Origin of the sequence: Paenibacillus popilliae ATCC 14706 (genome assembly GCF_000315235.1) — a bacterium.
Lineage (GTDB): Bacteria > Bacillota > Bacilli > Paenibacillales > Paenibacillaceae > Paenibacillus_B > Paenibacillus_B popilliae.
Genome location: NZ_BALG01000224.1, coordinates 1 through 20,785, shown reverse-complemented (window position 1 = coordinate 20,785; position 20,785 = coordinate 1). Strand labels below are relative to the sequence as shown.

General features: G+C 51.6%; 21 protein-coding genes and 2 pseudogenes. 9 read left to right on the top strand and 14 right to left on the bottom strand.

The annotated features are described in order from the left end of the window. Nucleotides 1-173 precede the first annotated feature (173 nt). Together PPOP_RS24425 and PPOP_RS25180 are read left to right on the top strand one after the other, a co-directional pair. Nucleotides 174-713, top strand: coding sequence for an aminotransferase class I/II-fold pyridoxal phosphate-dependent enzyme (locus PPOP_RS24425; RefSeq protein WP_006287215.1), 540 nt, complete (start codon nucleotides 174-176; stop codon nucleotides 711-713). Between the two features lie 223 nt (nucleotides 714-936). Continuing rightward, nucleotides 937-1,071, top strand: a complete 135-nt coding sequence (locus PPOP_RS25180) for a hypothetical protein (RefSeq protein ID WP_267879077.1) — start codon at nucleotides 937-939, stop codon at nucleotides 1,069-1,071. A 184-nt stretch (nucleotides 1,072-1,255) separates the two neighbouring features. On the opposite strand, the gene PPOP_RS24420 is transcribed toward PPOP_RS25180, so the two are convergent. The 4 genes from PPOP_RS24420 to pckA form a co-directional block, all read right to left on the bottom strand. After that, nucleotides 1,256-1,372 (bottom strand): YjcZ family sporulation protein, encoded by a 117-nt coding sequence (locus PPOP_RS24420; RefSeq protein ID WP_234399847.1) that lies wholly within the window; start codon nucleotides 1,370-1,372, stop codon nucleotides 1,256-1,258. A gap of 67 nt (nucleotides 1,373-1,439) precedes the next feature. After that, complete coding sequence (locus tag PPOP_RS14240; protein ID WP_006287214.1) at nucleotides 1,440-3,377, bottom strand: TOMM precursor leader peptide-binding protein; 1,938 nt, start codon at nucleotides 3,375-3,377, stop codon at nucleotides 1,440-1,442. Further along, nucleotides 3,374-4,927: a hypothetical protein gene (locus tag PPOP_RS14235; protein WP_006287213.1), complete on the bottom strand. Its 1,554-nt coding sequence runs from the start codon at nucleotides 4,925-4,927 to the stop codon at nucleotides 3,374-3,376. Before PPOP_RS14235 ends, PPOP_RS14240 begins: the two co-directional genes overlap by 4 nt. A gap of 114 nt (nucleotides 4,928-5,041) precedes the next feature. Continuing rightward, complete coding sequence (pckA, locus tag PPOP_RS14230; RefSeq protein ID WP_093471064.1) at nucleotides 5,042-6,649, bottom strand: phosphoenolpyruvate carboxykinase (ATP); 1,608 nt, start codon at nucleotides 6,647-6,649, stop codon at nucleotides 5,042-5,044. Nucleotides 6,650-6,857: 208 nt separating this feature from the next. On the opposite strand from pckA, the gene PPOP_RS14225 reads away from it, so the two are divergent. Further along, nucleotides 6,858-7,361 (top strand): hypothetical protein, encoded by a 504-nt coding sequence (locus tag PPOP_RS14225; protein ID WP_148277957.1) that lies wholly within the window; start codon nucleotides 6,858-6,860, stop codon nucleotides 7,359-7,361. Between the two features lie 45 nt (nucleotides 7,362-7,406). On the opposite strand, the gene PPOP_RS14220 is transcribed toward PPOP_RS14225, so the two are convergent. Beyond that, entirely contained in the window at nucleotides 7,407-7,904 is a 498-nt protein-coding gene (locus tag PPOP_RS14220; protein ID WP_006287209.1) for a hypothetical protein, read from the bottom strand. 331 nt (nucleotides 7,905-8,235) lie between these two features. Beyond that, entirely contained in the window at nucleotides 8,236-9,123 is an 888-nt protein-coding gene (locus PPOP_RS14215; protein WP_006287208.1) for a fructose bisphosphate aldolase, read from the bottom strand. 298 nt (nucleotides 9,124-9,421) lie between these two features. Here PPOP_RS14215 and trhA point away from each other — a divergent pair, with 298 nt between their 5' ends. Beyond that, the gene (gene trhA, locus PPOP_RS14210; protein ID WP_006287206.1) at nucleotides 9,422-10,063 is read left to right on the top strand and encodes a PAQR family membrane homeostasis protein TrhA; all 642 of its coding nucleotides are present in this window, start codon (nucleotides 9,422-9,424) and stop codon (nucleotides 10,061-10,063) included. Between the two features lie 11 nt (nucleotides 10,064-10,074). Here the strand turns inward: trhA and PPOP_RS14205 are convergent, their stop codons facing one another. Further along, nucleotides 10,075-10,641, bottom strand: coding sequence for a GbsR/MarR family transcriptional regulator (locus PPOP_RS14205; RefSeq protein ID WP_006287205.1), 567 nt, complete (start codon nucleotides 10,639-10,641; stop codon nucleotides 10,075-10,077). A gap of 359 nt (nucleotides 10,642-11,000) precedes the next feature. Here PPOP_RS14205 and PPOP_RS14200 point away from each other — a divergent pair, with 359 nt between their 5' ends. The 4 genes from PPOP_RS14200 to PPOP_RS14185 all read left to right on the top strand — a co-directional run bounded on the left by PPOP_RS14200 (nucleotide 11,001) and on the right by PPOP_RS14185 (nucleotide 14,592). After that, on the top strand, nucleotides 11,001-12,263 hold the full coding sequence (locus tag PPOP_RS14200) for a quaternary amine ABC transporter ATP-binding protein (protein WP_042228982.1): 1,263 nt from the start codon (nucleotides 11,001-11,003) through the stop codon (nucleotides 12,261-12,263). Further along, the gene (locus PPOP_RS14195) at nucleotides 12,244-13,083 is read left to right on the top strand and encodes an ABC transporter permease (protein WP_006287201.1); all 840 of its coding nucleotides are present in this window, start codon (nucleotides 12,244-12,246) and stop codon (nucleotides 13,081-13,083) included. Before PPOP_RS14200 ends, PPOP_RS14195 begins: the two co-directional genes overlap by 20 nt. A 5-nt stretch (nucleotides 13,084-13,088) precedes the next feature. After that, entirely contained in the window at nucleotides 13,089-14,024 is a 936-nt protein-coding gene (locus tag PPOP_RS14190) for a glycine betaine ABC transporter substrate-binding protein (RefSeq protein WP_042228980.1), read from the top strand. Between the two features lie 124 nt (nucleotides 14,025-14,148). Continuing rightward, nucleotides 14,149-14,592 (top strand): DUF441 domain-containing protein, encoded by a 444-nt coding sequence (locus PPOP_RS14185; protein ID WP_042229008.1) that lies wholly within the window; start codon nucleotides 14,149-14,151, stop codon nucleotides 14,590-14,592. A 144-nt stretch (nucleotides 14,593-14,736) separates the two neighbouring features. Here PPOP_RS14185 and PPOP_RS14180 read toward each other — a convergent pair whose 3' ends face one another. From PPOP_RS14180 to PPOP_RS14170, 3 genes are all read right to left on the bottom strand, one after another. Beyond that, nucleotides 14,737-14,922: a hypothetical protein gene (locus PPOP_RS14180; protein ID WP_006287197.1), complete on the bottom strand. Its 186-nt coding sequence runs from the start codon at nucleotides 14,920-14,922 to the stop codon at nucleotides 14,737-14,739. 178 nt (nucleotides 14,923-15,100) lie between these two features. Further along, nucleotides 15,101-15,229, bottom strand: coding sequence for a hypothetical protein (locus PPOP_RS25175; RefSeq protein WP_006287196.1), 129 nt, complete (start codon nucleotides 15,227-15,229; stop codon nucleotides 15,101-15,103). Between the two features lie 286 nt (nucleotides 15,230-15,515). After that, entirely contained in the window at nucleotides 15,516-16,955 is a 1,440-nt protein-coding gene (locus PPOP_RS14170; RefSeq protein WP_006287195.1) for an NAD-dependent malic enzyme, read from the bottom strand. A gap of 687 nt (nucleotides 16,956-17,642) precedes the next feature. Between PPOP_RS14170 and PPOP_RS14160 the strand changes: the two genes are divergently transcribed. Next, nucleotides 17,643-18,113: a hypothetical protein gene (locus PPOP_RS14160; protein WP_042228974.1), complete on the top strand. Its 471-nt coding sequence runs from the start codon at nucleotides 17,643-17,645 to the stop codon at nucleotides 18,111-18,113. A gap of 166 nt (nucleotides 18,114-18,279) precedes the next feature. On the opposite strand, the gene PPOP_RS22835 is transcribed toward PPOP_RS14160, so the two are convergent. The 4 genes and pseudogenes from PPOP_RS22835 to PPOP_RS22090 all read right to left on the bottom strand — a co-directional run. Next, nucleotides 18,280-18,447, bottom strand: a complete 168-nt coding sequence (locus tag PPOP_RS22835) for a hypothetical protein (protein ID WP_006287193.1) — start codon at nucleotides 18,445-18,447, stop codon at nucleotides 18,280-18,282. Between the two features lie 14 nt (nucleotides 18,448-18,461). Further along, the gene (gene galE, locus PPOP_RS14155) at nucleotides 18,462-19,448 is read right to left on the bottom strand and encodes a UDP-glucose 4-epimerase GalE (RefSeq protein ID WP_006287192.1); all 987 of its coding nucleotides are present in this window, start codon (nucleotides 19,446-19,448) and stop codon (nucleotides 18,462-18,464) included. Between the two features lie 3 nt (nucleotides 19,449-19,451). Beyond that, a pseudogene (locus tag PPOP_RS14150) lies at nucleotides 19,452-19,739 on the bottom strand (galactokinase); the annotation flags it as partial. A 357-nt stretch (nucleotides 19,740-20,096) separates the two neighbouring features. Continuing rightward, nucleotides 20,097-20,330 (bottom strand): annotated as a pseudogene (locus PPOP_RS22090) (transposase); the annotation flags it as partial. Between the last annotated feature and the right edge of the window lie 455 nt (nucleotides 20,331-20,785).

The following is a 20,785-nucleotide window of genomic DNA, read 5'->3' as shown; positions in this document are numbered from 1 at the left end:
TCTTTTTATTTAGGATCCAGCTTACAACACTTATTGACAATAAAAAAGGTCCAATTTACATTTATTTTATTAGACCATTCAAGAAAAGATGCCGACATGCAATTTCATATACCTTACCATCTCTACACCCAAAAGGAAGACAATCGGACGACCATCATGAGGAAGCAAGAAGGATGGTCGATTTCCAAGCATTTGGCCCCGACTCGCACTGGTTCCCGGTAAAGGAATGGAATCGCTGCTTATATGCAGAGGCCAGATTGCTCGCCAGCAGCGAGCATCAGCATACCGGCCATTCAACTCTCGGGGATGCCGGTCTGCGTGACAGCATTGCCCACTATGTCAGGCGGGTCCGTGGAATCGCAGCCGATGCGAGCCGCATCGCGGTCTTCAATGGATCCATGCAAGCGATCGCCCTTGCCGCCCAATTGCTGCTCAATCCCGGAGACCGGATTGTCATGGAGAATCCGGGCTATGCGGGAGCGGCCAGAGCATTTCAGGGCATAGGCGGAATCTGTGTCCATGCTCCCGTCGACGGGCATGGGATTATTCCGGACGACTGGGACGCTAAGCTGCTCATGGTCACTCCGAACCGCCAGTTCCCTACAGGCTCCGTACTGACATTGGAGCGGCGGCAGCAATTACTGGCCTGGGCCTCCGAGCGCAATTCGCTAAAAGCAACTTGCTGGAGCAGCGCACGTTGGCTGCCTGGATGAACAGCGGTCAATATGAACGGCATCTGCGTAGGATGAAAAGAGTATACGGCCAGAAGTTCAGGCTGCTGCGTGAACTGTTGACCGCTCGCCTCTCATCGTGGTTTGCATGGATCGAGGGGGATGCAGGGCTAAGTCTATTCGGATGGTGGCGCGGCCCGGCTGAACAATACATCTGCTTCCGCCCCACTGCCTGGAAGCCGGGGTTCGATGGCCGGACACGAGTGTGCAGGATACGTCCTCCAGCTCCATCCGTTACGGCGCATACTTTTATTTCCCTCGCCTATCGGAGAAGGAAATGGTGCATGGCGTCAATCAGATGCGGGACATTGGGCTGACGATGGAAGCGACACAGCGGTGAGCTTCGGCCTAAGTGGCATCGTCCACACGCCAAAAACATGCCATGGCTGGCATGTTCCGATCGTTGCCCAAATTGGAGTGATCGCCTCCCTGGCCGCAGTCAGGGAGGCGGCATCCTTACCGCTGTCCATAGCTCAATCGCTTGTCAACCGAGGAGTCAAGAGAGTGTGCCACTGAATTAGTAATTAGTAGAGACAGGCACGAGAAATAATGACCAACAGAATGAAAAGGACGAGAATGACGCCAACGCTTGTAAACAAACCCGCACAGCTGCAGCTTTCTACTCCACCTAAGCATCCCATAGTGAAATCCTCCCTCCCTGAGCATGTTTATTTGTATGAATGGAGGCAGTTCAGAGATTGGACACCTCTACGGGAACGGATGCGGATAAGGGTTAAGCTCCTGCGGCGTCAGTCGGCGCTGGACGTACCCAAGCTTCATCGGTACTTCCAGGACCCTGTCAAGGCCCTCCAAGCGGCGCAGATGATGTCCGAACGTCATCGGCAGCATTCCCGGAATCAACACTTTCACACAGTGCAGCCCGTTGCGCAGCGTCTCGCTTGACGACTGATCGACGACAATCACATCCATCTGAAGGCGGCGAAACACCTGAAGAACCCGTTGTAAATCATCCGTCAAATCTTTATGCGCCGGCACGGAAGGGAACTCCTCGGCGAAGGTTCGGTCAGGGTCCCGTTCGTCCAGTAAAAATTGAAGTCTTTCCTCCGCTTGCGGCAGGCTGTACAACAGGGCATGATCCTCCATTTGCTGCACCTGGAATGAATTCTCGAACATGGATTCCGATTCCTGCTTTCGCTTCCTCCATCGCTCTTCTGTCATCGAGATCATGCCCGAGAGCTCATGGATGGCGCCCTTGGCCGCCCGGATCGGATCGAGATGAGCCCCTGCGGCACAGACCAGGTTCACCTGATGCTCTGCCCCTCCCTTCGCTATCGCCCATATGCTCGGAATTCCGTTCTCCATTGTCGTATTGTATAACAACACCTCATATCCCGTGACTGCCCGTAAACGATGGAACATCAGCGACAGTTCCCCGTCTCCCGGCAAGTCCGGATCGAGCCGCGGAACAGGCAGTCTCGCATACCAGGTCATCAGGAAGGAATCTCGCTCGACCACCTCGAAAATCCCGTACAAAATCGCCTCTTCCAAGCTTCCTCCTACCGCGCACCCGTTGGAGGTTTCATATACAAAGCCCTCTCCGTAGCCCAAGCTGTAATAAGCCAACAGATGGGGAACGAGGATGGGACGTTCCCGCAGGAACGAATATCCCCACACCCATTCCATCGGAGATTCGGGATCGAACGGCGTGAACGAAAAATCCGAAAGTTCGAATTGCTCCTTCGCATGGAACCCCACTGTGGACGGATCCATCGCCGCATCCTTAAGACGGGAATAGCTGTCGAACACCACCGTTCGCTTGCCGCGGGGCGTCGTTCCGCAAAATCGCTCCAACCCCTCCAATATAGCTGCGAGCAGGCTATCCGCATACGAATGCGCACGGCCCCCCGTCACCTCGTTATAGTAGCCTAAGGGAAGATTGACGACCGCCCCGGCAAAGGCAGATACGAGATCGAGCTTCTTGTCATTCAAGATCCCGGTGCGGTTGTCCCAATAATCCTGGAACAAGAACTCCCGCAATTCGCTCATCGAGCGGCAGCGGTAGCTGTTCTGAAGCGTAAGTGACGGCCTAAGCGTGATTTCTGCCGCTTCCGGCGAATCATCCGGCAAGCGGCCACAGACCGGACAAGTCCCATTGGGCAGGACGTAATGGAGGGTGCTGCTCAAATTGCGGAAGTTGATGATATAGATATGACCTTCCGAATTCGCTTTACCGCCCCGCAGAACTTTCCCCGTTTCCTCCGCGATAATATGCGCCATATAACGAAATTCCACCGGGGATATCTGTGCCGCACAAGGAGGGACATCATCCGGCATGACCAGCCTCATCAGCATTTCCTTGGCCTCTTTGCGGTTGCTTCCCGCCAAAGAAAGCCGCATTTCTGCACATTGGAAGCATCCGGTCGTTCCCGGGCGCATGAGCGGCCCTACCACCCCTTCTCCCAAAAATACATAAGCGCATAACCAAGGAATGCCGAACGGCCGCAACGCCGCATCCGCTTCAAGATGCAAGTCAGAGCTATCTTGTTCCTGCAGCACCAATACCAGCTCTGCGTCGTCTGGAATACCTTTGCTGCGATCCGATCTGCGGACTACGGAGAAGCCGGATAAACGTCGGCACACCATGTCCGCAAGCATCCCCTCCCCAAAGATAACGACCGAACTCAAGGGGATTCCTCCTCTCCGAGTCGCACTCCATATATCACGAACGGTCCCGTGCCCAGAAAAAATTCACTCCGCATATCGAATACCTCAAGGCGTTGATGGCCTTGGTTCAATCTCTGAACAGCCCCTAACAGCCATGACGCATGCTTGGGCGGAGCGCTATTGGACACCATGATGTCTTGCGCCTTATCCTCCTTCCACCTGACAGAAGAAGAGGCAACGCCCGCCGTCTTCGTCAACGCCTTCTGCAAGGACTGGCGAAGCGCAAGGGTGAGGTCAAGATCTGCGCTGCCATGCCACGAGGAACCGGAGCGAACCCACACGACCGGACAACCGAGCAGCGGCTCGCCGACGGCAAGCTGAGTTCCCCCCTCTGTTATGTGCAGCGCTTGTAAATAATATCGGCAGCGGACATCTTCGATCTGCCCATACTCAATATGCGTCACGGCCAGCTTCTTATCAGCAAGCATTCGCATCCGCTTGCTCCATGCTGTGGCTAGACACGCTCTGAACGCCCGTTCAACCGCTTCGGCGATGGAGAACCCTGCCCCGATGCCGATGTCCTCCCGCTGAGAGGAGAGCCATCCGGGGAAGAGCAGCGGCATCAGGCGGGCGGCATAGGCTTCCAGTCCCGCCAGTCCCGACTCCCGCCGCGCCTCTTCATGCGTCAGTCCGCTGCGGATGATAGGCGGCAAAAGCTGTGCAGGCCCTTCCGACAGCGGGTCAACCGGTTGAACAAGACACTGCGCCAGCGGAAGCTGGATTAAATCCGCCTCTTCCCATGCATGAAAAATGCCTGTAGCCGCGGAAGTCAAGCGGTTGAAACAAGTAAACCATTCCTCCGTATCCGCAGGTTCATGACTTTTTTCCAGACGAAGCTCGAAATTTTCCACCAGGCGGGCCGTCTCGACCCCGGAGACCACAGGATGCGGGCGAATGGGATGCCAGATTCCCGTTAACGTGTCCGGGTCGAGGATATAACATTGATTTCTGCCGTCCGTTTCTTTTTCTTCCGTGATCGCTTTTTGCCATTCATGCACGAGCAGATTCGATAAGATGGCTACAGCCGCAGCGGAAAATCTCTGCGGCTTACGCACCTCGGGGAACACGGTCGAATGGATGCCCCGCCATGCCGACTCCCACCGCCCCTCCCCGTTAGGATGAAGCAGCGGGCCTGCCATCCCCCTTCCTTGTAAGACTACGGCAGGAATCATCGATTTTTGCTCTGCGATACAGGCATGCTGAAGCTTCCGCAGCTCTTCCACATCGCCATGCTGCGACACATACAAAAGAAATGAAAACGGCTGAATGATCGTCCTCCACTCCGGATCTTTGTCTTCGGTTGCGGCCACAATATGCAGCGAAGCTTCTTCGGCGCCGCGAAGCGCATGCTCCCGCAGCTTCGCAAGTTCAGCCGTATTTGCAGGCTCCTCCAAGTTGGTGGTTACGAATACCGTGAGCTTGGATAATCCGGATTCATACCATGATTCAACAAGGGAGTGCAGAAATGGACCGGAACCGACGGCGAGTACACCTTCTTCCTGACAGGACATCCTGACAACCTCCTTCCACGACAGTTACACCGTGATGCAGTTGTTCAAGCCGTCAACTTCATCGTTTTCCTGACCGATAAACATCACTTTCAAGGTATGTCGCCGCCCTTTTTCCTATGACATATTCCCTCGCTGCGGTCCGGCACACTTGATTGCGTCCGCTACACCGCTGAATTTTTCAAAATTTTGCGCAAAGAGCTGCGCCAACTGCTCCGCCTTTCGATCATAGGCTGATTTATCCCCCCATACGTTCCGCGGATCGAGCAGTTCATGGGGAACGAACGGTACCACATCAGGGATAAGTATGCCGAATACAGAATGAGGAGTGAAGGACGACTTCTCGATACTTCCATTGATAATCGCCTTGACCATCGCTCTTGTATACATCAGATTCATTCGCTTGCCAATCCCGTAAGGACCGCCGCTCCAACCTGTATTGACCAAATAAACTTTCACGCCGTGCTTCGTTATTTTATCGCCGAGCATGTCCGCGTACACATTCGGTCTCAACGGAAGGAAGGGCGCTCCAAAGCATGTCGAGAATGTGGCTTCCGGTTCGACTACGCCGCGTTCCGTACCCGCCAGCTTGGAGGTATAGCCGGACAGAAAGTGATACATCGCCTGCTCCTTCGTCAGCCTGGATACCGGAGGCAGTACCCCGGAAGCATCTGCGGTCAAAAAGATAATGACCTTCGGATGGCCCGAAGTTCCGGAGATGTTCGAGCCTTGAATATAATCAATCGGATAAGCGGCTCGCGTGTTCTCCGTCCATTCATTATTATGGTAGTCCGCCTCGCCCGTTGCCGTGTCAATCCACACGTTTTCTAGGACGGATCCGAATCGGATCGCATTCCAAATTTGCGGCTCTTTCTCCTGCGACAGCCCAATGCATTTGGCATAGCAGCCGCCTTCGAAGTTGAACACGCCTGTATCGGACCAGCCATGCTCGTCATCCCCGATTAAGCTGCGGCCCGGGTCAGCGGACAATGTCGTCTTGCCTGTTCCCGATAATCCGAAAAATAACGCTGTATCCCCAGCCTCCCCTACATTCGCCGAACAGTGCATCGGCATTACACCGCGGAAGGGAAGCAAATAGTTCAGCACGCTGAAGATCGATTTCTTAATCTCCCCCGCATAGTGTGTTCCGCCAATCAGGATCGTCTTTCTTTCGAAGGAAATGACAATGAAGGTCTCGGAATTTGTGCCATCCACAGCCGGATCCGCCTTCATGTCGGGCATCGCAATCACGGTAAATTCAGGTTTATAGGATAACAATTCATCTGCTGCAGGGCGGATAAACAACTGGTGAGCAAATAAATTTTGCCACGCATATTCATTAATAGACCGGACAGGCAGGCGATATGCCCGGTCTGCGCCTGCATAGCCGTCGAACACGAATAGCTTGCGGCTCCTCATATACTTGATCGTGTTGTGATATAGCGAATCGAATTGTTCGGGAGTGAAAGCTTGATTCACATCCCCCCAAGCAATAGGGTCATCCGTGCTCGGCTCCCTCACAATGAACTTATCCTTCGGGGAACGTCCCGTATATTTTCCTGTCGTGACTTGCAGCGCGCCTGTCGAAGTCAGATGTGCTTCTCCGTTACGAAGAGCGGACTCCACAAGCTTGGCAATCGCCATATTTCTGTAAGATTCGTCCACATGCAAACCGGCCAATTGAATACTTTCCTGATTTTTCGCAATCACGGTGATCCTCCCCATTCCACTACTGCCAAGCTCTTGATTCATCCCCACAAAAAGCTGCATATTTTATCCTTACGAATTAATGTATAATATAAATTTATATTATGCAATATATAAAAGCGTATTGGCGATATTCAGTCATTTATGACGTCATTTTGAAATCATTTTCATTTCTGAACTCGCCTTCTTGTACTGTCGCGCCCCGAACATACTTCCGCATATCCGCTTGCAGAAAGATCACGCACCTGTTTTGAATTTTCATTTCGATGCCATAATCGGAGGATGCGAATTTGTAAAAAATGAACCTACTTTGCGTCAACGTAGATCTATTGATGATTATTATATAAAAGATGCTAGTCATCAAGAGATAGGTGGGAATGTAAAAGCAAAAAAAACATTTACAGGACCTGGTGAAATGGAGATGAATGAAAAAGTTAGTTTATCCTCTACGATGAGTTCTGAACTTTCTGGCAATTTTGGAATTTCAGGGGTGAGCATGGCATCAAAGTTAGGAGCAACATGGGTTGAAGGACAGGAATATTCAGGAAAATATAAAGTAAAGGTTCCTAAAGGGAAAACGTATAGGCTGTATCTTTTTCCTAATTATAATCTTTATACTTTCCAAATTTATAAAAAAGGCTTGTTCAAAGATACGTATCAAGGTTCGTTTGAATTTAAAGAGCCGAGCGGGGTTACGGTTGCACAGCAAGATATAACGGGATGGCAATAAATCAACAGCCCATTTCTTAGCTAAGAAATGGGCTGTTTTTACTTATTAATTGATTATACAACGCAGTACATATAATTCGTCGTTATTCTTCCCTTCGATATAACCAATGGTTGCAATGTCATCTTTTCCAATACTTACCTGGGGGATAAATGTTTTTTTATAGCTAGTTGTCGTACTCTTTTTATATTCGGAAATTGTTTTTTCGCTTTGTCCATATTTTTTTTCTATTTTAGATTCCCATATCCAGTAATCTTTTTTTCCATTTTTTTCTGTATCCATAAAATGAAAATAGATGAAAGCTTGATTATTATTATCGATGGGATGCCCGGTTATTTCTTCTCTTTTTTCCAACAGCGTACCGTTCTTGTAGTAATCAATATAAAAGCTTATAGAGGTTGCTTTTACTTCGCTTACATCAACCATGTAATCAAATGAGTCTTCTTTTAGATGCGAAATGGTAATTATGTTTTTTCTCTCATCATGAGAACAGCTTACGAATAAAAAACATGCACAAATCAACATGCAATATTTGAAGATTCTCATTATTCACCCTTCCTTACTCTTCAAAGTTCGACTTGTATCATCCATAATATACCACCAAAATAGATTCGATTGCAATTGTCTTGCGTATCCACCGCACGCTGCTGCAACCCATTGTTGAAATTTGGGGTAGGCTGCCTTCCGTTGAACACCTCCCTCAAGTTTATGCGATCCTTTCCATCGTATTCTCGAACATGATCGCGTCCAATATAGGTTTCTGGTGTCCATTCCAGGACGAACGCAAAAAATCGCCTCTCCTCGTTACGGGATGGGGCGATTTTTTTGGAGCGTTCGCATTTGAGAGGCTGACAGAAACCGTATGATGCGATAAATATCAGGTGATGGATGATTCGTAAATGGATTGAATGGAGCGGGACAGCATCGCATTAAATTCTTCATCTGTCTGCTGGGCTCTCAATCCCTCTGACAAGGCACGTGAAAAGCTGGCGCTTACGCCGTGATTCCGGGCCAGTTTTTCATTGGCTTCCCTTTGAGCGTATCCACCCGACAAAGCGACAACCCTGAGAACATGCGGCTCCTCGATCAACTCGCGATAAAAATTATCTTCAGTCGGTATGGATAGCTTCAGCATAACTCTTACGTCCTGAGACAGAGCTGATAGTTGCTTGAGGAGCTCATCTTTCAAGATTTGCTCCGCTTGTTGCTTATCCTTGCTATTAATATCGACCTCAGGCTCAATCATCGGAACGAGTCCCATCGACAAGATTTGTGTGCCGATTCCGAACTGCTGCTCGACTACGTTTCGAATTCCTTCCGCGTTAGCTTCTTTAATCACCGAACGCATTTTTGTCCCAAAAATATGCTTATCCACCGCCCGCTGCAACAGTTCGTTCAAATCCGGGAGTGGCTTCATCAGCTGAACGCCATTCTCAAGCTCGGCCAGTCCCTTATCGACCTTCAAAAAAGGAACAATGCCTTTCTTTTCCCACAGATAATCGGCGGTAAATTGATCATCAATCATGCGATCCATCGTATTCTCGAACAAAATGGCACCCAAAATATATTTCGAATCAAATGCCGGACTTTTCATAATCCGCGTTCTCATTTCGTGAACCCGTTCGAACATCTCTTCGTCATTGGAATAGCGGTCTTCCTTCATGCCATACTGCAGCAGCGCCTTTGGCGTGCTTCCGCCGCTCTGGTCCAACGCTGCAATAAAGCCCTTTCCCGTATGAATTCGATCCATTTGTTCTTTTTTCATCGATGTTTCTCCTTCCTTTTCCAGGTAGAATTTCCCTTATTGTACCATTAATTCATGGTCTGAGCACGGTGCTAAGGTGAAATCGCACCGTCCTGGAAACGCATACAAAAATCCGCCATGGCTGATCTTTTCGCCCTTCCTATTTTATGTATTTTGACATTATCCATCCACGTCTGCCGCCGCAATGCTTGACACTCCTTCGCATTGCCTTCCCCTGCTCCCAAGGGATTTGCAGATGCCCCCATCGTCTTATACAATAAAGGTATCGAATACTAGCGGGCAGAGAGGAGGAATCATTATGGCCAATACGCATACCTATACGCGGGGTGAAGAGATCGCCAACGCCATTACCCATGGCATCGGCGCCATTCTCAGCGTTGCCGCTTTGACCCTGCTTATCGTCTTCGCCTCATTGTACGGCGAACCGATTCACGTCGTCAGTTTTACGGTTTACGGCATGTCCATGCTGCTGCTCTATACGTCGTCGACCTTGGTGCACAGCTTCCCCGAAGGCAAGGTAAAGGATCTGTTCGAGACGTTCGATCACGCCTCGATCTATGTCTTTATTGCCGGATCCTATACTCCGTTTGTCCTGATCGCATTGCCGAAGAGGCTGGGCTGGAGCCTGTTCGCGGTCATCTGGACGCTGGCCGTGGCGGGAATCGTATTTAAAGCCTTCTTCACGAAGCGCTTTCTCTTCCTATCGACCTTCCTTTATATCGGCATGGGCTGGATCATCGTATGGGCCTGGAACCCGTTGTCGACGGCTATGCCCGGAACCGGGTTCATCTTGCTCGTTACGGGAGGGCTGCTTTATACGGCAGGCACCGTTTTTTATGTGTGGCGGGGATTTCCGTTTCATCATATGATTTGGCATTTATTCGTGCTTGCCGGTTCGGTGGCTCATTTCTTCGCCGTGCTGACCTTGGTGCAGATATGAAAACCATATAATTATTCAGGAGCTCCCGGCTTCGGGATGAAGCGAAAAATCTCGCCGCTCTCCAATGCATTGATGAGTTGATCCAGCCAGTCGTAATAATGCTCCGCTTCCTGCATCTTGGCAATATCCGCCTGAACGATGCCGCGCAGCGTGTCGTCCTCGCTATACGCCGCGAGCAAGTTCTCCAGTTCTCGCCTAGAACGCCGGATAGCGGATAAGTTCACTTCGATGGCCTTGCGCCACTTGATGCCGAAATAATCGGCGAAGGTCTGGTACCAGTCCGGCTCCACTTCATACAAGTCTTTCCGCGTACCTTTCCCCCAAACCTTGTGCACCATCTTCATATCCACCAGCGTTCGCACCCCTGTGCTCATGCTCGTCTTGCTCATTTTCATTTCCTTGCCCATCTCATCCAGCGTCATCGGATGATCGCTGAAAAATAACAATCCGTACAAATGGCCAACGGATTGAGTCATTCCGTATAGGTCCATATTTTGACCGATCGCTTCTATGACACGATTGCGAGCTTTTTCCACCGCCCCTTGTTGTTCCTGCATCAACTGCGCGAACGTTGCCATGTGCTTATTCCTCCTGTGCCGAACCTGGCTGCTGCTAATTATTTCGACTCCTTTTGAATGATACCGTAGTTATTGATTATGATAGAGGAAGATGAGGTCGACTCGGGACGGCTCGGCAATCCCGTATCTCCTAACGGTACAAGGCGTCATCGAACATTGTATGAGAGATAGATTCAAAAGTAAAGGACCGGATAGGTCAGCATTCTTTAGGAAAGATGAGCATATGACAGCATAAGTTTGTACAGTTTTTACTGAACGTAATTTACAAACGGTTTTAAAGGTTGTTGTTGAAAATTTTCAAAGGTTACAATAGAAAGTGTTGGAAAACGAATTCGGGCAAGATATGAGAGGTGAAACGATTGTCTATCATTAAAGTCAACGGAGTGACCAAAATATTCGGTCCACAAGCGCAGCGCGCGCTCACTCTGCTGAAGCAAGGGTGGTCCCGGGAACGGCTCGCCACAGAAAAACAAGCGACTGTTGCCGTCAATCAGGTCTCTTTCTCCGTCGATCCAGGCGAAATCTTTGTTATTATGGGCCTCTCCGGCAGTGGGAAGTCCACGCTGGTACGAATGTTGAATCGCCTTATCGAACCGACGGACGGAAGCATCTGGTTGAAAGATCGGAACATCTCCAAGCTGAACGAGTCGGAGCTGCGGGAAGTTCGCAGGAAGACGATCAGCATGGTGTTCCAGAAGTTCGCGCTCTTCCCTCATCGGACCGTCCTCGATAATGCCGCATACGGACTCGAAATCCAAGGCATAGCGAAGGAAGAACGTTACCGTAAGGCGCGGGAAGCTCTCGGATTGGTCGGACTCGACAGTTGGGAGCAGAAATATCCTGACGAATTGAGCGGCGGCATGCAGCAGCGGGTCGGACTGGCCAGAGCGCTGGCCAATGATCCGGATGTTCTGCTGATGGATGAAGCATTCAGTGCTCTCGATCCGCTTATCCGGCGGGATATGCAGGACGAACTCCTTGAACTGCAACTAAAAATGCATAAAACCATTATTTTTATTACCCATGATTTGGACGAAGCTCTCCGCATCGGAGATCGAATTGCGCTATTAAAAGACGGGAAGCTGATTCAGATTGGCACCCCGGAACAAATGCTGATGGATCCGGCAGACGAATACGTGGAGCGATTCGTTGAAGGAGTGGACTTATCGAGAGTGCTGACGGCAGCGCATATCATGCGCCGGCCGGAGACGGTATCCCTTGATCGGGGACCTCGCGTCGCCCTGCAACTCATGCGGGATATCGGCATCTCCACCCTGTTCGTCGTGGGCAAAGATAAGTCCCTTCAAGGGGTCGTTACAGCCGAGCAGGCCAGTGACGCGGCACGTGGCGGCAAGTCATTGCAGGAAGTCATGTTCACCGACGTCCCTACGGTATCACCGGATATGCTACTGAACGATCTGTTCGCGTTGTCGGGCGAAGCCAAGCTTCCAATCGCGGTCGTCCAGCCGGACGGCAAGCTGATGGGCGCGATCGTGCGCGGAGCGGTTCTCGGCGCGCTGGCGGGCAATGTGCCGAATGGGACGAACGGAACAACCGTAAAGGATACATCTGCTACAGACACGGAAGGAATGGTGATGCCGCATGCGACTGCCGATAGGTAATTGGGTCGAAGAGGGGGTGAACTGGCTCGGAACGAACGCCGAAGGGTTCTTCCAATTTCTATCCAAAATAATCGAACGCAGCGTCGAAAGCATTACCGATCTGCTCACCTGGCCGTCTGCCTACATTTTCATTGTGATCTTCACTGTGCTTGCCTTCCTGATCGGACGCTGGTCCTTGTCCTTATTGACCTTGATCGGGCTGTTCATCATCGAAGCGCTCGGCTATTGGGAGCCGACAATGAGCACGCTGGCCCTCGTCATCGTATCGACCCTATTGTCTATCATTATCGGCATTCCGCTTGGAATTGCGTGTGGACGTTCGAACAACGTATCCCGAATTGTGCGGCCGATGCTCGATTTCATGCAGACAATGCCTGCCTTTGTTTATTTGCTTCCGGCCGTTTTTCTGTTCGGACTCGGCATCGTGCCTGGCGTCATTGCATCCGTCATCTTCGCCGTGCCGCCGACGATCCGGCTGACCGAGCTTGGCATCCGCCAAGTGCCTGCAGACATGATAGAGGCCGCTTCCGCCTTCGGCTCCACGCCGATGCAGACCTTGTGGAAGGTGCAGCTTCCGGTCGCCATGCCGACCTTGATGGCCGGGGTGAACCAGACGATTATGCTGTCGCTGTCGATGGTCGTCATCGCCTCCATGATCGGCGCCCAAGGGATTGGAGCCGAAGTCTATCGCTCTGTTACCCAGTTGAAGATCGGCCAAGGCTTCGAGGCCGGCCTTGCTGTCGTACTGCTGGCTATTATTTTGGACAGGTTTTCTCAGCATAGTTTCAAAAAAAATAAATCAAAAAAACAAGGAGCGTGATCTACATGAAGCATCATCGAACGAGACGTTGGATGTTGTTGGGACTTATCGCGATGATCGGATGGACGCTGGCAGGCTGTTCCGATTCTTCCAGCCCCTCTGGAGGAGCGGACGTCAATGGAGCTTCCTCCGGCGACAACCAGACGACAAGCGTAGGCGCGTCCGTCGATTATAAGATCGTCGGCATCGACGCCGGTGCGGGGATTATGCAATCAACCGAAAAAGCGCTCCAGGAATACGGCCTCGATAAATGGAAGCTGATCGAGGGGTCCGGCGCCGCCATGACCGTAGCCTTGGATAAAGCGATCAAGAAACAAGAGCCGATGATAATTACGGGCTGGACGCCGCATTGGAAATTCGCCAAATACGATCTGAAATATTTGGAGGATCCAAAAGGGGTCTACGGCGGAGAGGAGCAGATCCATACGATCGCCCGGAAAGGATTGAAGGAAGACGATCCGAACGCACATAAGGTGCTCGAGCAGTTCGAATGGACGGCAGACGATATGGCACAGGTGATGGTTGTCGTTCATGACGGCAAGAACCCGGAAGAAGCGGCCAAAGAATGGGTCGAAGCGAATGCGGACAAGGTTGACAAGTGGATCCAGGGCGTACAGCCAGTAGACGGCAAGAAGATGAAGCTGGGTTATGTGGCCTGGGATTCGGAGATTGCCAGCACGAACGTCATCGCGTACGTGCTGCAGGAGAAGCTCGGCTACAAGATCGATCTGCTCCAGGTTGAAGCGGGTCCGATGTGGACGGGCGTCGCTAACGGGGATCTCGATGCAATTGTGGCTGCATGGCTCCCAACGACGCATAAAGACTATTATGACAAATTCAAGGATCAAATCGATGATCTCGGGCCGAATCTGGACGGCACCAAAATCGGTCTCGTCGTTCCGGCTTATATGGACATCAACTCTATCGAAGAACTGAAATAACGCAGGGAAACCACTCGCATGGCTTTCCCCTTATCGAATCGATGGCTTGCTTTATTTTCAAGTTTGGTTACATTTGCTATCCTTGTGCTGTCATGAAAGGAGCTGCGATTCAATAATGACGCAAATCGATATTTCATCGCTTATTTTATTGGGGTTGGCTGGACTGGGCATCATCAGCGGCAACTCCACCGTCACGATCGCGATGGTCATCCTGCTGCTGCTTCGCGTCACCCATCTGCAGAGCCTGTTCCCCTGGATAGAGAAATACGGCCTCACGATCGGGATTATCATTCTGACCATCGGGGTCATGTCCCCGATCGCCAGCGGATCCCTGTCTATGGATACGATTCTGCAATCGTTCCTGCACTGGAAGTCGCTTCTAGCCGTCGCAATCGGGATGCTGGTCGCCTATCTGGGCGGCCGGGGCGCGCATCTGATGACACAATCGCCAACCGTTGTCGCCGGGCTGCTCATCGGGACCGTGTTCGGCGTCGCGCTGTTCCGCGGCGTGCCGGTCGGGCCGCTGATCGCGGCGGGCATCTTGTCGCTGCTGTTGGGCCGCTCCTGAAAAGAGCTAGCGCAATGGTTGAACGTTTCCCTGTCATGTGGGCGCGATCTGATTCTCGTGCGCATCCATCGATCCCGTTATCCGGCTCAACAACGAAGCGCCGCTATCCCTGTAACAGGAAGCGGCGCTTCGTTGTGCGTCATTTTAGCGAAGTGAGCATTTGTTTTTGATAAAATGAAGCTGATTCTCGACTCGATTGATGGCTTCCTGCAGTTCCTTCGATGAAGTTTCCGTCTGCACCTGCCGCTTCAATGACTCCAGCTCGGACTTGAGCTTCGGCACATCTTGCGACGTTAAGGAACAATCATAGCTGCTGTCCAGATTGAGCATCTTTATCCCTCCGCTGACCAGCCGTTATTTCTTTTTTCCTTTTTCGTTGTTAGCGTCGGACGTTCGGGTCGTCGTATTTTGTCTGGAATGTCCCTGCTGCTTGTGTGCGATAATGAGCACTTCCTTTCAATGCAAGATTTGAGTGGAGGTTAAGTCAGGCTGAGTTAGGTTAGCCGTTCTACTTCGGAATTCGATTCAGACTCGGCGCGCGCTCGACCGCTTTATCCGGCCGCAGCGGCGTAATCTTTTCCATGATACGGGAACGATTCTGCTGATGGTGAATACGCTCTGCTTTGTTTTGCGGCATGCCGCTCACCTCCTGATCGTTAGCTTGCCCTGGCACCTTCCCTTCCATCATATCCGGTAGCTGGTAATTACTCCCACCTCATGCGATTCTTAGGTAGTCCGCTCTATTGAACAGAATGAGTACATGATGTACCACCAAGCTATCCCCGCAGTTACGACGGTCGGCAAATTTCAAATTTCCAGCGCCACCAAAATAACGCCGATCAATCCGCCGATGACCGCCCCAATGAGAATGGCTTCCGTCAAGAAGCCGTCAACGTTCCTTTGACATGGAATAACATGGTCTGTCAGTGACTGCTGCTTGCCGTGTTTTCCCGATAATCGCGGCGGCGCGCTACGCCGTCCGCATAGGCCGCATTGACGACCGCATCCCGCACCTTCGGGACAACGAGCGGGTTGAATACGCTCGGAATGATATACATTTCATTCAGTTCTTCTTCGGAGACGACCTCGGCAATCGCTTGCGCGGCCGCGAGCTTCATGTTATAGGTCGCCTTGGACGCACGGCAATCCAGCAGTCCGCGGAACAGGCCCGGGAAGCAGAGCACATTATTAATCTGGTTCGGGTAATCGGAGCGGCCCGTTGCAATGATGCGGGCGATATCCTCGATCTCGTCTGGATCGATCTCCGGTGTCGGATTCGCCATCGCGAAAATGATCGGATCCACGTTCATCGCCTCTACATGCTCCCTCTTCAGCACGCCGGGGCCCGAAACGCCGATGAACACATCGGCCCCCTTGATGACGTCTTGAATGCCGCCCTGCTCTCCGTTCGGATTCGTCTTGGCGGCGTAGCTGCACCATGCCTCGTTCTCGTACTGGCCGCTGCGGACCAGCGCTCCGTGGCGATCTACGCCGATAATATTGTTCGCGCCCGCCGCCAGCAATATATCGGTGCAGGCCATACCCGCCGCGCCGATGCCGCAGAGGACGATTTTGCAATCCTCCAGCTTCTTGCCCACAATCTTCAGCGCATTAAATAGACCCGCCAGCAGGACGACCGCAGTGCCATGCTGATCGTCATGGAAGACCGGAATATCGAGCTTCTCCTTCAGCCGCTGCTCAATCTCGAAGCAGCGCGGCGCCGAGATATCCTCCAGATTAATGCCGCCGAAGGCCGGGGCAATCGCCTGAATCGTCCGCACGATCTCATCCGTATCCTGCGTGTCCAGACAGATCGGGAATGCGTCGACGTTCGCCAATTGCTTGAACAGCATCGCCTTGCCTTCCATGACCGGCATCGCTGCCATCGGACCGATATCGCCCAGGCCGAGCACCGCGGTTCCATCGGAGACAACCGCCACCGTATCCCGCTTGATTGTCAATGTGAACGCGCTGGACGGATCTTCATGGATAGCCATGCTTACCCGCGCCACGCCCGGCGTATAAACCCGGGATAAGTCGTCGCGGTTCCGGATCGGAACCTTGGGCTGCATCTCGATCTTGCCCCCGAGGTGGAGCAGGAATGTCTGATCGGACACGTTCACGACTTTCACGCCCTGCAACTGCTTCAATCGCTTTACGACCCGATCGCCGACACTGCCATCATATACATTGACTGTAATATCTCGGACTGTGGATACCGGCGTACCGCGAATGACGTCAATGGCGACGATATCGCCTCCGCTCTCGCCGATGGCGGCTGCTATTTGCGCGAAGGTGCACACATTTTTGTCGATTTCCAAGCGAATAATAATGTTCGTACTGGATCCTAACGATTTAGCCATTTATCCACACTCCCTAAAAGCGCTGCATTATTGGCGGGTTATCTATGCAACCTGTCCCAATGGGCGCGTGGCCAAGGCAATGCCCTTATTCCTCTCAGCCCCACCGAACAGCGCACATCCCCGGAACATCCGAACGTCCAGAATCGCCCCCCCTCGGCATTGCGCCGCAGTGAGAGGGTTACCATTTTGGCGTCCCTCTCTATTAATAACATAAACCCGCTCACTATGAAACCCTTTTCATCACCAGACGCGAACCCGGCGCCCGTCATCCACGAGCCTGCCATGCCCTTGCGAAGTGTCATAGAACGATGTCCGCCTTCATGATCTGCCAGGACGCCAACTACGCGCCGCCGCCGAACGAATTCATCCACCGAATTGGATAAGAGGAAGCACCCTCTGATACGTGTACGTGAGGTAAGATATAGTAGGAGAGGAAAAAGTGCTTATGGATAAAAAAATAAAAACACCCGCCAGACAGAGGAGCCAAGACGGGAGCGGGAAAAATGATAAGTAAAGTATACCCCATTTCGTGGGCTTTGAAAAGTGAAATGACAAAACACGTCAATGTACAACAGTCACAAAGCTTTCCGAGAAGGGACTTTTTTGCTTACCCTATCGAATAATTATTGAAATCAAGATGAAAAGGGATATAATAGATATTAAACCATATTTCGGGAGGCGATGTTCATGAAACGTATACTAGTAGTGACATCACTGACAGCATTGACTATTTTAAGCGCGACTACTGCATGTGCCCAAGAATCACCTGCAACAACTGAAATTTCAACGGCAACCTTGGATGAATCGGTTCAACCCAACGAGGAAAAAGAACGAGTCAAACGAGATACGCGACTTAGAGTAAATAATGAGGGTTTTGCAGGTGTCGAAGTGACTAAAAAGTTCGAAATCCCCGAGCATTACGGCTGGGTGAAAGTATGGGTCAAGAACGAAGGCAAAAAGGAAATTAAAGTATCCGTTGAGAAAGATAACAATGGTGGACAGAAGATGTTCGAAACTGTACCACCGGGTGATTCATGGACAGGATATGCAGAGAAACCTTTTTCTACCGGCGATCATTTTGTACAAGTTACTTCTGATGAGGCTGAGATGCAGGGGCACATGTCAGTTAAAATTGGTAACGATAAAGAGCAATTATAATTTAAAAATGGACGGCAACAATAGGGTTACGTATAATTCCATTTTTAAAAAATAATTGACGGCTCCCCATAACTGACTATACGGCTACTTAATCCGTCTTTTGCCATACCGTCACGGCCGACGGTATGGCAAACCCATTATGTATTCAGGAACGGATTACCGCAGTCTACGGAGTGATGACAGCGATTAGCGGAATCGCCGTTACGATGTTAAAGACGATCTCTGCGATGCCAACCTGCTTGATCGTTACCTTCTGACCAGGCATCCAGACCGCGCGCAGGAATAGCGCTACAAATGGAAGGCTTGCGTTCCTGCTCGTTGCCTGTTTCGCCATGATGTCCTCCCCCTCTATTTGGCGTATCCGTCCGGATGGGCTTGATGCCAGCACCAGGCGCTCTCGATAATCTTCTCCATCGTATCCCGCTTCGGCTGCCAGCCGAGCACGGCCTTCGCCTTATCGGCGGAAGCGATCAAGACCGCCGGATCGCCTGCCCGGCGATCGTGCATCGCCGTCGGAATCGTCAGGCCAGTCACGCGCTCCGCCGTCCGGATCACCTCGAGAACCGAGAAGCCGTTGCCGCTGCCCAGATTGAAAATCTCGCTCGCCCCATCCTTGCGCAAATAGTCGACAGCCAGCAAATGGGCGTCCGCCAAGTCGCTAACGTGAATATAGTCGCGAACACATGTGCCGTCATGCGTCGGATAGTCGCTGCCAAAGACCGCGATCTTGCTCCGCTTACCCAGCGCCGCCTCCAGCACAATCGGCACGAGATGCGTCTCCGGCTGATGGTCTTCCCCGATCCGGCCGCTCGCATGCGCGCCGGCGGCATTGAAGTAGCGCAGCGAGACGTAGCGGATGCCATGCACCTGGTCGAACCAGCGCATCATTTGCTCCATCGTCAGCTTCGTCTCTCCGTACACATTCGTCGGATTCGTCGCGAAGGTCTCCTCGATCGGCGTCCGTTCCGGCTCGCCATACGTGGCTGCCGTGGAAGAAAAGACAATCCGCTTCACGCCGAACTGCTGCATGATCTCCAGCAGCACCTGCGTGCCGTGTACATTGTTGTCATAATATTTGGCCGGATTGCGCATGCTCTCTCCGACGAGCGAGTACGCGGCGAAATGAATGACCGCGTCGAACTTATATTGCTTGAACACACCCTCCAGGAACGCCTTGTCGCGAATATCCCCGACATGGAGCGTGCCGCCGAGAACCGCGTCCGCATGCCCCGTCTCCAACGAATCGACGACGACGACCTCGTCGCCGCGATCCAGCAATTCCGCGACCGTATGGGAGCCGATATAGCCGGCCCCGCCTGTCACCAGTATAGCCATCGCTTATTCCCCCTCCGCTGCCAGCTTGTTGCCGCAATCCTGTTCCCTCACGCCGTCGCCAATACTGCGCACATAGAATTCAGGCGTCAAGCCAGTCCGCCGCTGATACGCCTCCCCAACACGCTCAATGAAGCGCGAGACGGCGCTCTCCTTCACGAGCGAGACGGTGCAGCCGCCGAACCCGGTGCCCGTCATCCGCGAGCCTGCCGTGCGAAGCGCCTCCTCGAGCTCTTCGCAACTGACCTCGTACAAATCGCGCAACGATTCATGTGATGCGGTCATGAGCCGGCCAATATGCATTTTTCTCTTCTTCTGGACTTGCAACAATTTGGTTGCGTATTATTCAATTTTTAAAAAATATTTGACGGCTACCCATAGCTCATTTTACGACGATAGAAGCTACCCGAGAGGGTGGCTTTTTTGCTATGCTTTACTATTTTGGGGTCTGTCAATAACTTTTTGTAAACTCGATTATAGAGAGTCTCCCCCGAGAGGGAGATCGACCCTTACGGCAGATGCTGGCCGATGCGCTCTGGAAAGAAAACGCAGAGCTGCAGCAGCATTTGGCCCCAGTTTTGCACGCGGCCCGTCACTTGAAGAACGTAGCGAGTTCATCCCAGTTGGTACGCCACGAACGGATAATCAGCGGATATTGGGGACGCCGCGGTTCTTCAGATCGTGTAGCACGCTAAGCCAGAACTTAGCGGATTCGTTCTCTCCGATCCACATGCCAAGGACGTCTTTATTGCCGTCCAGATCGATGCCGATGACCATATAAGCCGCTTTGCTCACGATGGCGCCGTCCTGCTTCACTTTGAAGTGGATTGCATCCAGGAACACGACAGCGTAAACGGTTTGCAACGGGCGATTCTGCCACTCCTTCGAACTCGCCATGACGGTCTCTGGGAACCACAGTCCCATGTGTTCTCCACAACCTTTCTTTTCCTTCCATTTTAGTAGGTTTTGGAGTTTACACAATCTATTTTACAGACCCTAATTGATTGCTCATATATGTGCAGGACGATTAGATTAGCTTATACTTGTCTAACTTGTTGCGCTATAAAACGGAGCCTTATTTGTTATAGGCTTCTTGCTTTCTGACCTTTTATTGACCGCTTATTGACCGCGCGATACATGTATTATATACGCAAAAAAACCGTAAGGGCAGCGGTACTTTTTTGAGGATCCATCCTACAGGTTACAGTTTATATGGTTATAGCATGTTTCAATTTTTATTTTTTACCAGGCCTGTTGATTAACCAAATTACCCCATATCAAAATAATCGGGATTCTCCTAATAGAATACAATGAATCCGTAACTGCCACTCAACGGGAAG